Origin of the sequence: Streptomyces spongiae, assembly GCF_009377185.1 — a bacterium.
In the GTDB taxonomy this organism is placed as follows: Bacteria; Actinomycetota; Actinomycetes; order Streptomycetales; family Streptomycetaceae; genus Streptomyces; species Streptomyces spongiae.
Map to the genome: position 1 here is coordinate 1 of NZ_VJZC01000215.1, position 15000 is coordinate 15000.

General features: G+C 69.9%; 9 protein-coding genes and 1 pseudogene. 7 read left to right on the plus strand and 3 right to left on the minus strand.

Translation table 11 applies throughout. From position 1 onward, the window contains the following. Together FNH08_RS25880 and FNH08_RS25885 are read right to left on the minus strand one after the other, a co-directional pair. Positions 1 to 995, minus strand: a 995-nt coding sequence (locus tag FNH08_RS25880; protein ID WP_322725381.1) for a LacI family DNA-binding transcriptional regulator, incomplete at its 3' end; no start/stop codon positions are given. Positions 996 to 1136: 141 nt separating this feature from the next. Further along, positions 1137 to 2156: a hydroxyacid dehydrogenase gene (locus FNH08_RS25885; protein WP_152773948.1), complete on the minus strand. Its 1020-nt coding sequence runs from the start codon at positions 2154 to 2156 to the stop codon at positions 1137 to 1139. 368 nt (positions 2157 to 2524) lie between these two features. Here FNH08_RS25885 and FNH08_RS25890 point away from each other — a divergent pair, with 368 nt between their 5' ends. From FNH08_RS25890 to FNH08_RS25920, 7 genes are all read left to right on the plus strand, one after another. Then, positions 2525 to 3874, plus strand: coding sequence for an extracellular solute-binding protein (locus FNH08_RS25890; protein WP_152773949.1), 1350 nt, complete (start codon positions 2525 to 2527; stop codon positions 3872 to 3874). Further along, entirely contained in the window at positions 3871 to 4878 is a 1008-nt protein-coding gene (locus FNH08_RS25895; RefSeq protein WP_152773950.1) for a carbohydrate ABC transporter permease, read from the plus strand. Before FNH08_RS25890 ends, FNH08_RS25895 begins: the two co-directional genes overlap by 4 nt. Next, positions 4875 to 5747, plus strand: a complete 873-nt coding sequence (locus tag FNH08_RS25900) for a carbohydrate ABC transporter permease (RefSeq protein WP_322725382.1) — start codon at positions 4875 to 4877, stop codon at positions 5745 to 5747. The genes FNH08_RS25895 and FNH08_RS25900 overlap by 4 nt, the downstream gene beginning before the upstream one ends. 101 nt (positions 5748 to 5848) lie before the next feature. Further along, entirely contained in the window at positions 5849 to 7633 is a 1785-nt protein-coding gene (locus FNH08_RS25905) for an Ig domain-containing protein (protein ID WP_152773951.1), read from the plus strand. A gap of 28 nt (positions 7634 to 7661) precedes the next feature. Continuing rightward, positions 7662 to 10991, plus strand: coding sequence for an alginate lyase family protein (locus FNH08_RS25910; protein WP_322725384.1), 3330 nt, complete (start codon positions 7662 to 7664; stop codon positions 10989 to 10991). A 26-nt stretch (positions 10992 to 11017) separates the two neighbouring features. After that, positions 11018 to 12277 carry an alginate lyase family protein gene (locus FNH08_RS25915; protein ID WP_152773953.1) on the plus strand — a complete coding sequence of 420 codons (1260 nt, stop codon included), beginning with the start codon at positions 11018 to 11020 and terminating at the stop codon, positions 12275 to 12277. A 97-nt stretch (positions 12278 to 12374) separates the two neighbouring features. Continuing rightward, entirely contained in the window at positions 12375 to 14048 is a 1674-nt protein-coding gene (locus FNH08_RS25920) for a carboxylesterase/lipase family protein (protein WP_152773954.1), read from the plus strand. A gap of 137 nt (positions 14049 to 14185) precedes the next feature. On the opposite strand, the pseudogene FNH08_RS50920 reads toward FNH08_RS25920, so the two are convergent. Beyond that, positions 14186 to 15000, minus strand: a pseudogene (locus FNH08_RS50920) (NACHT domain-containing protein); the annotation flags it as partial.

Sequence of the window (15000 nt, forward strand, 5' to 3'; positions counted from 1 at the left end):
GGCCCGCCCTCCCGGCGGTCGGCGACAGCCCGCAGTGCCACGCGGCCCATCTCCTCGTACGGCACGTGCACGGTGGTCAGCTGAGGGGTGAGCTGGGAGGCGAGCGGGATGTCGTCGTACCCGACGATCGAGACGTCCTCGGGCACGCGCAGTCCGGCCGCGCGCAGGGCCTGCATGGCGCCCGCGGCGACCACGTCGGTCCCGGCGAGCACCGCGGTGAAGTCCGCGCCCTCGCGCAGGCTCGTCTCGACTGCCTCGTACCCGTGCTCGTAGTCGTACGGGCCGTGGCGCACCATGCCCGGGTCGAAGGGCACGCCGTACGCCTCGAAGGCCCGCCGGGCGCCGGTCAACCGGCTCTGGGCGGTGGTGAGTTCGGAGTGTCCCGGCAGTACCAGGACCTTGCGGTGGCCGGCGGACAGCAGGTGGCTGGCCATCGCGTAGGCGCCGCTCTCGTTGTCGTAGTCGACCGTCGTCGCCGGGACGTCGCCCTCCAGGGGTGGCCTGCCGACCAGGACGAGGTGGGAGCCGGCCGCGTCGAGCGAGCGGGCGAAGCGGGCCATGCGCAGCTGGTACTCGTCGTAGTCGTACGCCCCGCCGAGCAGGACCACCGCGGCGACGCCCTGCTGGCGCATCATGTTCACCAGGGCGAGCTCCCGCTCGGGGTCGTCGCCCGTGGTGCCGACCAGGGACAGCCAGCCGCGCAGGGTGGCCGCGCCCTCGACGCCCTTGGCCACGTGGGCGAAGGCGGCGCCCACGATGTTGTTGATGAGGATGGCGACCGTCGGTGTGCCACCGCCGGCGAGCGAGCGGGCGTGGGCGTTGGTGACGTAGTCCAGGTCGCGGACGACCTTCATCACCCGGCGGCGCAGTTCGTCCGAGACCGGGTAGTTGCCCGACAGGACGCGGGACACGCTCGCCACGGAGACGCCCGCGCGTTCCGCGACATCGCGGATGGTCGCCCGTCCGGCGTCACTGGGCGCCTTGCGCTGACTCACCGTTGCGGCTCCTTCACCGTAGTGTCCCGATCACCGGAGAAGCCGGGTTCCCTTCCCCCACCGGTGGCGAAACCGTATCCCATGGTTACTCCTGACAGGACGGCTTGTGGATGAGGCGGGACGCGTGGGGCACGGAGTGCATCAGGCGACCCTGGCCAGATCCGCGTGCCGTACCTCGTGGGTGAGCGGCAGGCCCGCGGCGAGGCGTTCCAGCTCGTCCACGACGATGCGGCCGAGGCGCTCCAGCTCGTTGCCGAGCGAGCCCGCGATGTGCGGGGTGAGGTACACGTTGGGGAGCCGGTACAGCGGGGAGTCGGCGGGCAGCGGCTCGGGCTCGGTGACGTCCAGGACCGCGTTCAGCCGGCCGGAGACCAGTTCGTCGGTGAGGGCGTCGTGGTCGACGAGGGCGCCGCGCGAGGTGTTGATCAGTACGCCTCCGTCGCGGATCAGGGCGAGCCGGGCGCGGTCGAGCATGCGCTGGGTCTCGGGGATGTCCGGGGCGTGCAGGCTCACGATGTCGCTGTGTCCGAGCAGGTCCTCCAGTGACACCAGCCGGGCACCGAGCGCGGCGGCCTCGACGGCGTCCACGTACGGGTCGTGGAGGAGGACCTCGAAGTCGTACGGCCGCAGCAGGTCGAGGAGGCGGCGGCCCACGCGGGAGGCGCCGATGACTCCGACGCGGCGGCCCACGTTGCCGGTCGCCGCGGTCTCGGTGGTGGTCGGGTAGGTGTGGGTGACGCGGTAGCGCTCGCGGTGGGCGAAGGTGTCCTTCCCGGCCAGCAGGATCATCGCGAGCGTGTACTCCGCGACCGGGAGAGCGTTGCCGGTGACCGCGCTGGAGACGGTGATGCCCTGCTTCCACAGGGCGTCGCCGACCAGCGAGCGGACTGAGCCTGCGGCGTGCAGGACGGCGCGCAGCGCCGGTGCCGCGTTCATGGTGTCCGCGTCGAGGTGGGGGCAGCCCCAGCCGGTGATCAGCACCTCGGCTCTGGCCAGTGCCGTGGTGGCGGTGGGGGCGGTGAAGTCGCTGACGACGAGCGTGGGGTCGATCTCGGCCGTCTGCCGCAGTCGCGCCATGAGGGGCTCGGGGAAGAGCAGGGGGAGGTGCACCGGATCCATGGCGAACACGGCCCTTGGCAGCGGCAGCTGGGCGCTGTGCATGACTCTCCTGAGGGTGTTGGGGAGACTCCGAGAAACATTTTCTGAAAGCGTCTTCTACCGTAAGTCTCGGTTCTTGGGGGGTCAATCGGCTGGAGTGGGTGGGGGGTCTCGTCTGCGGGGTTCTGCCGGTGGCCATGTGCGGGCCGTGGGTGGCTGGTCGCGCACCGGCAGGGACCCGGCAGACGGGATCGCCCAGCTCAGCGGCACCCTCGGTGCAGGTCTCAAGCCCGTTCAACCGCCGGAGGCACCCCGGCGGAGTTTTCGAAAGTCGTCCCAGACCCTTGACGCGCTTTCCGGACAGGAACAAGCTTCGGCCACTCGGTTGTAGCAACCGGTTCCTACCTGTTACTGCGGAAGTGAGGGCGCTCATGCGCACACACGCCGGTGCTCCCCCCAGCCGTCGCCGCTTCCTGGTGATGTCGGCCGGAGGAGCGATGGCCGGAGCTGCGGCGTTGAGCGGCTGCGCGATGCAGGTGTCGACCGGGGTCAGCGGATCGGGCGAGACCGTCACCGTCATGGTCAACTCCGGGGACATCCTCCCGGAGCAGGTCCAGCAGGCCAAGAAGGACCTCGGCATCAAGATCGTCCTGGTGAAGTACGACATCACCAAGCTGATCGCGATGCTCACCAGCGGCAACCCGCCCGACCTGGTGCGCGGCGTCGGCGCCGTGGACTCGCCCTTCTTCGCCGCGCGGGACGTGGCCGAGGAACTGGACCCGTACTTCGCCCGGAGCAGCGTCCTGAAGTCGGCCGACCTGGACCCCGTCAACGACCTGTGGCGGTACGACGGACACGTCCAGGGCAAGGGCCCGCGCTACGGCATGGCGAAGGACTTCTCCCAGGACTCCATGTACTGGTACAACACCGCGGCCTTCGACAAGGGCGGGGTCGACCTTCCGCCGGAGACCGAGCCGGTCACGTACGAGGAGTGGATGGACAAGGCCAAGCGCCTCGTACAGCGCAGGAAGGGCCAGACCACCGTGTTCGGCGGCAGCTACGGCGGCCTCACCCGGTCCACGCTCCTGGCGACCATGACGGCGTCCGCCGGAGGCAGCCTGTTCAACGACGACTTCTCCCGGGTCGACTTCACCACACCCGAGGCCCGCAAGGCCCTGACCTGGTACATCGACTACTGCAAGACGAAGGTCGGGCCGAGCCTCATCCAGCCCGACCCCAACGGCTGGGACGGGCCCACCTATCAGGCCGGGCGGCTTGCCATGTCGAACTCCGGCTACTGGATGGGCGGCATGATCGGCGCCGACAAGAAGCTGGCGGAGGTGTCCCGCCTGGCACCTGCCCCCGTCTTCGCCGGTGGCCCCCGGATCAGCGCCTGCCAGGGCGGCACCGGTCTGTGGATGCCGCGCGGGGCGAAGAACAAGGACGCCGCATGGCGGGTCTTCGAGTGGTTCTTCGGCGAGGAGCCGGCCAAGGCACGTGCCTCCGGCGGCTGGGGCATCCCCACCCTGAAGTCGATGCGGTCGCTGATGCCGGCCAAGGAGGAGTACCAGAAGCGGGTGCTGAAGGTACAGGAGAACGAGTTGAAGCACTTCTCGGTGGTCTCCTTCACGCCCTACACCAGGGCGGACGCGCTCGACGCCCTCTTCAACCAGATCGCCCCCGCCGCGATGAACGGCCAGATGTCCGTCGACACCCTCGCCGGGCGCCTGAACTCGGCCATCAACGAGCAGCTGAAGCGCGGTAAGGAGCAAGTGGGATGACGGTCGACCAGATCTCCTCCTCCGCCGAGGGCCGGCCCGCGCCCGCCGCCACGAGCACCGGGCGTCGCGCACCGGCCGCCGACCGGCCGCGGATCTCCATGACCGCCCGCCGACACCGGGCGTTCTACATGTTCACCTCGCCCTGGATCATCGGGTTCCTGCTGCTGACCATCACGCCGATGGTGTACGCGCTGTGGCTGAGCTTCACCACGTTCGACGGCATCTCGCCCAACTGGCGCTACGTCGGACTCGGCAACTACCGCGAGCTGCTCAACGATCCGGTCACCTGGGACGCGCTGGGCCGCGCGGGCCTGTTCGCGGTGACCTCGGTGCCGCTGTCGATCATCGCGGGCCTCGGCCTCGCCGTCCTGGTCAACCGGCCGATCAAGGCCCGCGGCCTGTTCCGCACCCTGCTCTATGTGCCCGCCGTGGTGCCGCCGGTGGGCGCGGGCCTCGCCTTCAAGCTGCTCTTCGACCAGAACTCCGGTGCCGCCAACGGCGCCCTGACCTTCTTCGGCATCGACGCCGTGGGCTGGCTCGCCGACCCCTACGCCCGCTACGTCCTGCTGATGACGGTGCTCTGGGGCGCCGGAAACGTCATGATCATCTCGCTGGCCGGTCTCCAGGACGTACCCCGGGAACTCCACGAGGCGGCCCGTATCGACGGGGCGAGCGCCTGGCGCACCTTCCGCAGCATCACCGTGCCGCTGCTGTCGCCCGTCCTGCTCTTCCAGACGGTGACCGGAATGATCGCCTCGGTGCAGACCATCATGCCGCTGCTGCTGGCCCCGCTCGGCGACACGAGCGGCATCACCACGGTTCCGCAGTCCAACTACCTGTACATGATGCACGTGTTCGCGCAGTACTTCGCGCTCGGCCGCTACGGCTACGCCTCCGCGCTGCTGTGGGTGCTCTTCGTCCTGATCCTCGTCGTGACCGGACTCATCTTCAAGTTCACGTCCGGCGCGGTGTTCTACAACGTCGACCCGGAGGCGAAGAAGTGACGGCCACCGCCCTGCCGCCCAAGTCATCGACGACCGACGTACGTGTGCGGGTGCGCGCCAAGCGCCTCGTCCTCTACACGGTCCTCGTCTCCGTCACCGGGCTGTTCCTCGGCCCCTTCGGCTGGCTGGTCCTCTCCGGCCTGAAGACCCAGGGCGAACTGGCCGCCTCGCCCGTGCACTGGCTGCCCGACGCCTTCCAGTGGCACAACTTCGCCGACGCCTTCCACCAGATCGACTTCCTCGGCTACGCCCGCAACTCCCTGGTCATCGCCCTCATCTACGCCACGCTCGTCACCCTCAGCTCGGCCTGGGTCGGCTTCGGCTTCGCCCGCCTCGACGCACCCGGCAAGAAGTGGCTGTTCGGCGTCCTCCTCGGCTCGATGATGCTGCCCCAGATGGTCACGCTGCTGCCGACCTACCTGATCTTCGCCAAGGTCGGCATGGTCGACACGTACTGGCCGTGGGTGCTGTGGGGCCTCTCCGCGGCGCCGTATCTCGTCTTCCTCTTCCGCCAGTTCTTCGCGGGCATGCCCCGCGAGCTGGAGGAGGCCGCGATCGTCGACGGCTGCGGATACACGTCGATCTTCTGGCGGATCTTCCTGCCGCAGTCCTGGCCCGTGCTGTCCGCGAGCTTCATCATCGCCTTCACCTGGACCTGGGGCGACTACATCGCCCCGCAACTGCTGTTGTCCACCGACCGCACCACTCTCGCAGTCGCGGTGATGACCACCTACGTCAGTGAGGCCGGCACACCCGTCCCCGAACTCCAGGCCGCGGCCTCCGTGATGTACGTCGTGCCGATCCTGCTGATCTTCCTGATCGCCCAGCGCGGTTTCGTCGCCGGGATGTCCACGTCCGGTCTCAAGTGACCTCTGCCGTATCTCCCCTCTCCGCTGTATCCCCCTCTCCGCTGTATCTCCCATCCCCCCCTTGCGTCTCTCATCTCCTCGTACCTCGAAGGAACTTCTCCATGAACGACACCCAGAGCACCGGCCTGTCCCGGCGCACCCTCCTCCAGGCCGCGGGTGCGACCGCCGCCGCGTACTCCCTGATCGGTGCGGCTGCCGGCACCGCGAGAGCCGACGACACACCCGGAGCGCCCGACAAGCTGGTGGTGTACCCCATCCCGAGCGGGGTCCCGACCAACTCGAGCTACTCCGTCAAGGCCCGTGTCGCGGGCGGCGAATGGCAGACGGTGCCGGTCTACCGCGCCAGGGCGAAGCAGATCGACGCGAACACGGGCAGCGGCCCGGTCTTCAACTCCTCCGTCGCCACCTTCGACTTCAGGGGCACCGTCGAGGTCGCCGTCACCTCGGCCAAGGGCACCATCGGCACCGCGCGGATCCGCCCGCTGTCGTACGACACCGACTTCACGGTGGACGGCGCCACGGTGAGCTTCACCCTCACCGAGCCGCGCAACCTCTCCATCGAGGTCGACGGCGACATCTTCAACAACCTCCAGTTGCACGCCAATCCCATCGAGTCGAAGCGGTGCGACCCCGACGACCCCGACGTCATCTACTTCGGCCCCGGTCTGCACAAGACCACCGACGGTGTGGTGAAGGTGCCCAGCGGCAAGACGGTCTACCTGGCCGGCGGCGCCGTGTTGACGTCCCGGGTGGAGTTCCACGAGGTCGAGAACGCCCGGCTGCTCGGCCGTGGCGTGATCTACAACTCGGCGAACGGTGTCCTCGTCGAGTACTCCGAGAACATCGAGATCGACGGCATCATGGTGCTCAACCCGAGCAGCGGCTACGCGGCCACCATCGGCCAGTCGAAGCAGGTCACCATCCGCGACTTCCACTCCTACAGCCACGGCCAGTGGGGTGACGGCATCGACGTCTTCTCCAGCGAGGACGTCCTCATCGACAACGTCTGGATGCGCAACGCCGACGACTGCATCGCCATCTACGCCCACCGATGGGAGTACTACGGCGACTGCCGCAACATCACCGTCCGCAACTCCACGCTCTGGGCGGACGTCGCGCACCCCATCAACGTCGGAACGCACGGCAACACCGACAAGCCGGAGACCATCGAGAACCTCGTCTTCAGCAACATCGACATCCTCGACCACCGCGAACCGCAGATGAACTACCAGGGCTGCATCGCGCTCAACCCCGGCGACAGCAACCTGGTGAAGAACGTCCGCGCCCAGGACATCCGGGTGGACGACTTCCGTTGGGGTCAGCTGATCAACATGCGGGTGATGTTCAACAAGAGCTACAACACCTCCGTCGGCCGGGGCATCGACGGCGTCTTCATCCGGAACATGACGTACACCGGGACGCACGCCAACCCGTCGATCATGGTGGGCTACGACGCGGACCACGCCATCAACAACGTCACGTTCCAGAACCTCGTCATCAACGGCAAGTTCATCGGCAACGGGATGAAGAAGCCCGGCTGGTACACGTTCACCGACATGATGCCGGCGTACGCCAACGAGCACGTGCTGAACACCCGGTGGCTGAACTCCACCGAGGCCACGTCGAGCGACGCGCCCAAGATCACCAGCCCCGAGAAGGCCACGGCCACCAAGAACCAGGTCTTCAACCACCTGATCACGGCCAGCGCCCTCCCGACGAAGTTCGGCGCCGAGGGCCTGCCGAAGGGCCTGGACATCGACACCGACACCGGTCTGATCTCCGGGACCGCCCGGGACAACGTCGGCACCTTCACGGTCACCGTCTCGGCCACCAACAGCGTGGGCACCGCGACCCAGGACGTCACGCTCACCATCGAGCACGCGTGACGCGGCACCACTGAACCAGGAGACACCCGTGCATTCCCTCAGCCGACGGTCGTTCCTCGGCGCGGCGGGCCTCACGGCCGTGGCCGGGGCCGGACTGCTGTCCGCCTCCGCCACGGCCGCGTGGGCCCAGTCGGCCGCCGAAGCGGCGTTCGAGTTCAGACACCCCGGTCTCCTCCACTCCCAGGAGGACCTGGACCGGATGAAGGCCGCGGTCGCCGCGCAGGAGTCCCCGGTCCACGACGGCTACCTCACGTTCGCCGCCCACGCCCGGTCGAAGTCCACGTACGCGATCCAGAACACCGGACAGATCACCTCCTGGGGCCGTGGCCCCACCAACTTCCAGAACCAGGCCGTCGCCGACTCGGCCGCCGCCTACCAGAACGCGCTCATGTGGTGCGTCACCGGCAACCGCGCCAACGCGGACAAGGCACGCGACATCCTCAACGTCTGGTCGACGTCGCTCACCGCGATCACCGGGGCCGACGGCCCGCTCGGCGCCGGGCTCCAGGCGTTCAAGTTCGTCAACGCGGCCGAGCTGCTGCGGCACTCCGGCTACGACGGCTGGGACGCGGAGGACATCGCCCGCTGTGAGCGCTCCTTCCTGGACGTCTGGTATCCGGCCGTGTCCGGCTACATGCTCTACGCCAACGGCAACTGGGACCTGACGGCCATTCAGTCGATCCTCGCCATCGGCGTGTTCTGCGAGGAGCCCGCCCTCTTCGAGGACGCCCTGAGGTTCGCCGCCGCGGGTGCGGGCAACGGCAGCGTCCTGAACCGCGTCGTCACCGACGCGGGCCAGGGCCAGGAGAGCGGCCGCGACCAGGGCCACGAACAGCTCGCCGTCGGCCTGATGGGCGACGCCGCACAGGTCGCCTGGAACCAGGGCGTCGACCTGTGGGGCTTCGACGGCAACCGCATCCTCGCGAACGCCGAGTACGCGGCCAAGTACAACCTCGGCGGCGACGTCCCCTTCACCCCCGACCTCGACCGCACCGGCAAGTACATCAAGACGACCGTCTCCGACAAGGTCCGCGGCAGCCTGCCGCCGATCTACGAGATGTACTACGCCCACTACGCCGGCGTCCGCGGCCTCGACACCCCGAACACCAAGGCCGCCGTCTTCCGCGGCACGGGCGGCGCCCGCGTCGTCGAGGGCAGCAACGACGACCTGCCGAGCTTCGGCACCTTCGCCTACGCCGGTACCAAGGCGCCCTCACCGACCGCGCCCACGGCTCCGGCGGGCGTCACGGCGGTGGGGGAGGAGGACTCCGTCACGGTCGGCTGGCTGCCGTCCGCCTGGGCGAGCGAGTACACCGTCCGCAGGGCCACCCGCCCCGACGGCCCGTACGAGAAGATCGCCTCCGGCATCGACAAGCCCACGTACACCGACAAGGACGTAAGCACCGGACGGACCTACTACTACAAGGTCGCGGCCGCCAACGCCCAGGGCAGCAGCGGTAGTTCGGCGTGGGTCGCGGCCACCGCGGGCCTGCCAGGTCCCTGGGCGACCCGGGACGTCGGGGACGTCGGGCGCGCGGGCTCCGCCCACTTCGACGGGGAACGGTTCGTGCTGGAGGCGGGCGGCACCGCCGACTCCTACCGGGTCGCCCACCTGCCTCTGCCCGGCGACGGCTCCGTCACCGCGCGCGTCGTGTTCCCGCTCAGCTCGCAGTACTCCAAGATCGGCGTCACCCTCCGCGGCTCGCTCGACCCGAACGCCGCGCACGCGTCGATGCTGATCCAGGGCCTGCCGCTGCACACCTGGAGCGGTGTATGGACCGTACGCCCGAAGGCCGGGGCGTCCGTCTCCGCCACGGGCAGCACCCCCGTGCCGCCCAGCCAGCAGGAGGCCATCACCACCAGCGCGTCGTTCCCAATCTCCAACCTCGGGGAACTGCCCGAGTCGGCGACCCCCCTGGAGGCCCCGTACGTCGAGGGCGCGGGCGACGGCTACCGGCTGCGCATGCCGTACTGGGTGCGCGTCACCCGCAGGGGCCGGCGCTGCACCGGGGCCATCTCCCCGGACGGCGTCCGCTGGACCGAGGTCGGCTCCACCGAGGTCGACTTCGGGCGCACCGCGTACGCCGGGCTCGCCCTCACCTCCAGCCTGGGCGTCGACGAGGACTACGCCGAGACCGGCACCGGAGCCTTCGACAACGTCACCGTGACGTCGTCGGCCACCGGCGAGGTGTGGAGCACCCCGCGCGCCAGGTACACCGTCACCGACCTGCGGGCGAACGCCGGCGCGGACGCAGTGGAGCTGGCCTGGACCGACCCGGACCTCTCGGCCCGGTACAAGGTGCTGCGGGCCACCGACGCCGACGGCCCGTACCAGACGATCGCGACCGGCGTCGGCCCGGTCGGGTTCGGCGCCCGGGTCCGGTACGCGGACGCAACGGGGAAGCCCGGCACGACGTACTACTTCGCCGTCGCCAAGTCGAACGGCGGCGGACGCGGCCCCCTGTCGGAGTCGGCCTCCGCGCCCATGCCGACCCCCTCGGTGCCCGAACTCACCTCCGCGACCACCGCGTTCGCGAACAAGGGCGTCGCCTTCCGTCACGTGCTGCGGGCCTCGCACGAGCCCGTGCGGTTCACCGCCGAGGGGCTGCCGGACGGCCTGCGCCTCGACAAGCGCACGGGTGTCGTGTGCGGAACTCCCAACGAGACGGGCGAGTTCACCGTCACCACGACCGCGGGCAACGCCGCCGGTGACGGCACCGGCACGCTCAAGCTCACGGTCGGCGCGCCCCCGCCCGACCCGTGGACGTACGGCGACCTCGGTGACGTCGTCCTCGACGACCGACCCTTCGGGACGTTCGGCGTGGTGGCGATCCGAACCCCCGGCAGCACGGCGCACGAGGACGGGACCTTCGTCGTCCGCGGTGCCGGGGTCGACCTGAACGTCAACGGCCAAGGGATGACAGGGCAGTTCGTACGCCGGCCGGTCACCGGTGACTGCGAGGTCACCGCGCGGCTCGTCTCCCGCGAGGGCGCGAGCGGCGACCGGGTCGGACTGCTCATGGCCAAGTCCCTGTCACCGTTCGACCAGGCCGCCGGGACCATCGTGACCGGCGGCACCACCGCGCAGCTCATGCTGCGCAAGACCGTGGCCGGCGCCTCCGCCTTCTCCGGCAACGGCACGGTCACCCCGCCCACCCTGCTGCGGCTGAAGCGCACCGGCACCACCTTCAGCGCGGCCTTCTCCACCGATGACGGCGTCAGCTGGACCCCCCTCGCCGGGGGAGACATCCCCGGCTTCGGCGACGCCCCCTACTACGTGGGCCTGGTGGTCTGCTCCCGCAGCCCGCTGGCCCGCAGCACCACGCGATTCAGCGAGGTGAGCATCACCCCGATGTAGATCCACCTGATTGGAGCTGCACTGCAATGAGCCGCATTTCCCCCCACGATCACCTCGGGAGCGGCGAGGTGAGCCGCCGCGGTCTGCTGAAGACCGCCGGCGGCCTCACCGCCGCCCTTGCCCTGGGCTCCACGGCCCTCGCCTCCACCGCCACAACCGCCGACGCCGCGCCGGCGACCTTCACCCACCCCGGCATGCTGCACAACGCCGGCGACATCAACCGCGCCAAGGTCAGGGTCGCCGCGGGCGACGACCCCTGGCTGTCCGGCTGGAACAAGCTGGTCGCCAACTCCCACTCCCAGTCCACCTGGACGAACCGGGCGACGGCGACGATCATCCGCGGAGGCACCGGCGAGAACTACGGCCTCCTCTACAACGACATCGCCGCCGCCTACCAGAACGCCCTGCGCTGGAAGGTCGGCGGAACCGCCGCCAACGGCGACTGCGCGGTGCGCATCCTCAACGCCTGGGCGAACACCCTCACGTCCGTCACGGGCAACGCCGACCGGTTCCTGGCAGCCGGGATCTACGGCTGGGAGTTCTGCCAGGCCGCCGAACTCATGCGCGGCTACGCGGGGTTCGACCTGGCCAAGTTCCAGCAGATGATGGTCAACGTCTTCTACCCGCTCAACAACCAGTTCCTCACGGGCCACAACGACGCCTGCATCACCAACTACTGGGCCAACTGGGACCTGTGCAACATGGCCTCGATCATGGCCATCGGGATCCTCACCGACAACGCCGCGAAGTACGACCAGGCCGTCAACTACTTCAAGACCGGCGCCGGCAACGGCTCCATCCAGCACGCGGTGCCGTTCCTGTACTCGAACGTCGACGGCTACGACCTCGGCCAGTGGCAGGAGTCCGGCCGCGACCAGGGCCACACCGTCATGGGCATGGGCCAGATGGGCGCCATCTGCGAGATGGCCTGGAACCAGGGCGACGACCTGTACAGCTACGACAGCCGGAGGTTCTTCAAGGCCGCCCAGTACGTCGCCAAGTACAACCTCGGCCAGGACGTGCCCTACACCACCTACACCTGGGGCAGCGGCCAGAACTGCGCCCAGAACTCCCAGACGGTGATCGGCTCCGGCTCCCGGGGCCAGATCCGTCCCGTGTGGGCGATGCTCCACTTCCACTACAACCGGCGCATCTACCTCGACGACCCGTACATCTCGCAGATGTACTACAACCTCGTCGCACCCGAGGGCGGTGGCGGCGACTACGGCACCAACAGCGGCGGCTTCGACCAGCTGGGCTTCGGCACCCTGATGTACGCCAAGTAGCCGAGCGGCTCCGTACGGCGACATCCGGGAATAACCGGAGGTGATGCGATGCTCTGACGTGAACGACGGTTCACGAGCGCGAGGAGCTGGTGGGCGCATGACGGCACGGACGGCAGACACGGCGGGCACGCCAGGGGCGGAAGACCGGACAGGACCCGTGGCCAGGACGCCGTACGGCGCCGTACGCGGCCGGTACGAACGAGGGATCGCGGTCTTCCGGGGCATCCCGTACGCCGCACCGCCCTTCGGCGCCCACCGCTTCCGCCCGCCCGTTCCGCCCGAGCCCTGGGAGGGCGTCCGCGACGCGGGCGCCTTCGGGCCGACGCCGCCCAAGCCGCCGTACTCGGAGGCGTTCGCCCGGCTCCTGTCCGACCCGGTCGTGCCGGGCGACGACTGCCTCAACCTCAATGTGTGGACACCGGAGCCGGGCCCAGGGGCCCGGCTCCCGGTGCTGGTGTGGATCCACGGCGGGGCCCTCACCCGCGGTTCGTCGGCCGTCCCCGTCTACGACGGACACGCCTTCGCCCGGGACGGCGTCGTCCTCGTCTCGATCAACTACCGGCTGGGCGTGGAGGGTTACGGGCTCTTCCCGGACGCCCCCGCCAACCCCGGCCTGCGCGACCAGCTCGCCGCGCTGGAATGGGTACGGGACGCCGTCGCGGAGTTCGGGGGCGACCCGGACCGCGTGACCGTCGCCGGCCAGTCCGCGGGAGCCATCAGTGTCGGCGCGCTGCTGGCCGGTCCCCGCGCCCGGGGGCTCTTCCGGCGGGCCGTTCTGCAGAGCGGCCCGCCGGAGGCCGCCGACCGCGACAAGGTGCGGCGCATGGTCCGCCGGATGGCGGCCCGGCTGAAGGTCCCCGCGACCGCCACCGCCTTCGCCGAGGTGGACCGAGCGGCCCTCGCCGAGGCCCAGGCCGAGGTGAGCCGGCTCAGCAGTCCGGTGCTCGGCGGCCCCGCCTTCGGCATCGTCGTCGACGGCGACGTCGTGCCCCGCGATCCCTTGCAGGCCCTCCTGGAGGACGGCCCGGCGCACGACGTCGACCTGCTCATGGGCTGGACCAGCGAGGAGTACCGCCTGTGGCTGGTCCCGGGCGGGCTCTACGACCGCGTCGACCGGCTCGGCACGGTCGCCCTGGCCGGAGCCCGCGCCCGCTGCCACTGCGGACCCGAGGTCTCGCGCGGCTACCGCGAGCTCCACCCCGACGCCGGTACCGCCGAACTCGCCGGCCAGCTCGTCACCGACCACCTCCTGCGTGTCCCGCTGCACCGCCTCGCCGACGCCCGCGCGGGCGGCGCCCCCTCGTACGTCTACGAGTTCGCCTGGCCCTCCAACGTGCCCGGCCTCGGCGCGTGCCACGCCCTGGAACTGGGCTTCGTCTTCGACACCGGTGACGTGCCCGCGTCGGTGAAGCTCGCGGGGGAGGGCGCGCCGGGGGAGCTCGCCGAGGATATGCACGGGGCGTGGGTGCGGTTCGTGGTGAACGGGGACCCCGGCTGGGCGGCCTGGGACGCCTCGCACCCTGTGCGGATCTTCGATGCCCCCGACGCGGCGGCCGTTCCGCGCCTCGTCCACGGTCCGTACGACCGGGAGCTGGCCCTGTGGGAGGCCGACGCCCAGAGGCCGCGGGGATTCGTTCCCGGGCGGCCCGTCGTCCCGTCCGGGGAAGCCGCACCCGCTTCGCTCCGTCGGCATGATTCGGCCATGCGTCGTAGGGCGTCGTTGTCGGCCGTACGGCGTTTCCGTCGCGCGGGTGGTATGGGTCGGCCGTGACGGCGGTCGGTCCGCCGAGGGATCGGCCGGGAAGCCGGCCATCGGGTTGGCCAGGAGCTCAGCCGGACGATGGTCAGGCCGGCCGGACGGGCTTCCTGAAGGGCGTTGAGGGCAGGAGCGTCTTGTGCACAACGCTGTTACTGGGTGAGGTGGCGTTGCAGGTCGATGTGCCGGAACTGATGGACCGCCCCGACCTGCCGTAGTACCCCGCGACGTTCGTGCGCATCCTGCAGAAATGCCATCAGGTCCCATGGGACGTCATGGCGCACCGCCAGGTAGGCGCGGACCACGACGAAGTCCCCCCAGGCTGTCTTGGACAGCCCGACCGCGAGTCCTACCACGGGCCCGCCGACGAGCCCGCCTACGAGACCCGCCGCGAGCCCGAAGGCAAGCACAAACATGAGGAAAGTGCGGCGGTCCAGGGCAATCAGCGTGAGTGGTCCGGCGCTCGCGGCCAGGTCGGGATCATCGGCCTCAAGCCCGAACACGAGCCCGAACGCGAATACCACGAGCCCGAGCGTGAGCCCGACCACCGGCCCGATCACGAGTCCGAGCGTGAGCCCGACCACCAGCCCGGCCACGAGCCCGAGCGTGATCTTGGACCACGACAAACGAAGCCTGACAGCCGGCGTGGCAGAATCCGATCTCCTGACCACGAGCGCGAACGCGAGCCCGACCGCGATCCCGGCCGCCAGCCCGAACGAGGGCCCGGGATTGAGCCCGAACGCGATCCCGACGTCGAGCCCGATGTCGATCCCGACGTCGATCCCGGCCGCGAGCCCGCCCGTGAGCCCGACCACGAGCCCGAACACGAGACGGTGGACGTGCCGCGGGACCGCTCTGGGGAGCTCCCACCAGGCGAGGTCGGGGCTCCCTCCGCGTTGGTTCTGCAGGAACCGGGCGAGGAAGACAAAGGTGTCGTGGGCCTGTTCGGCTGTCCAGCGGGGTGGGC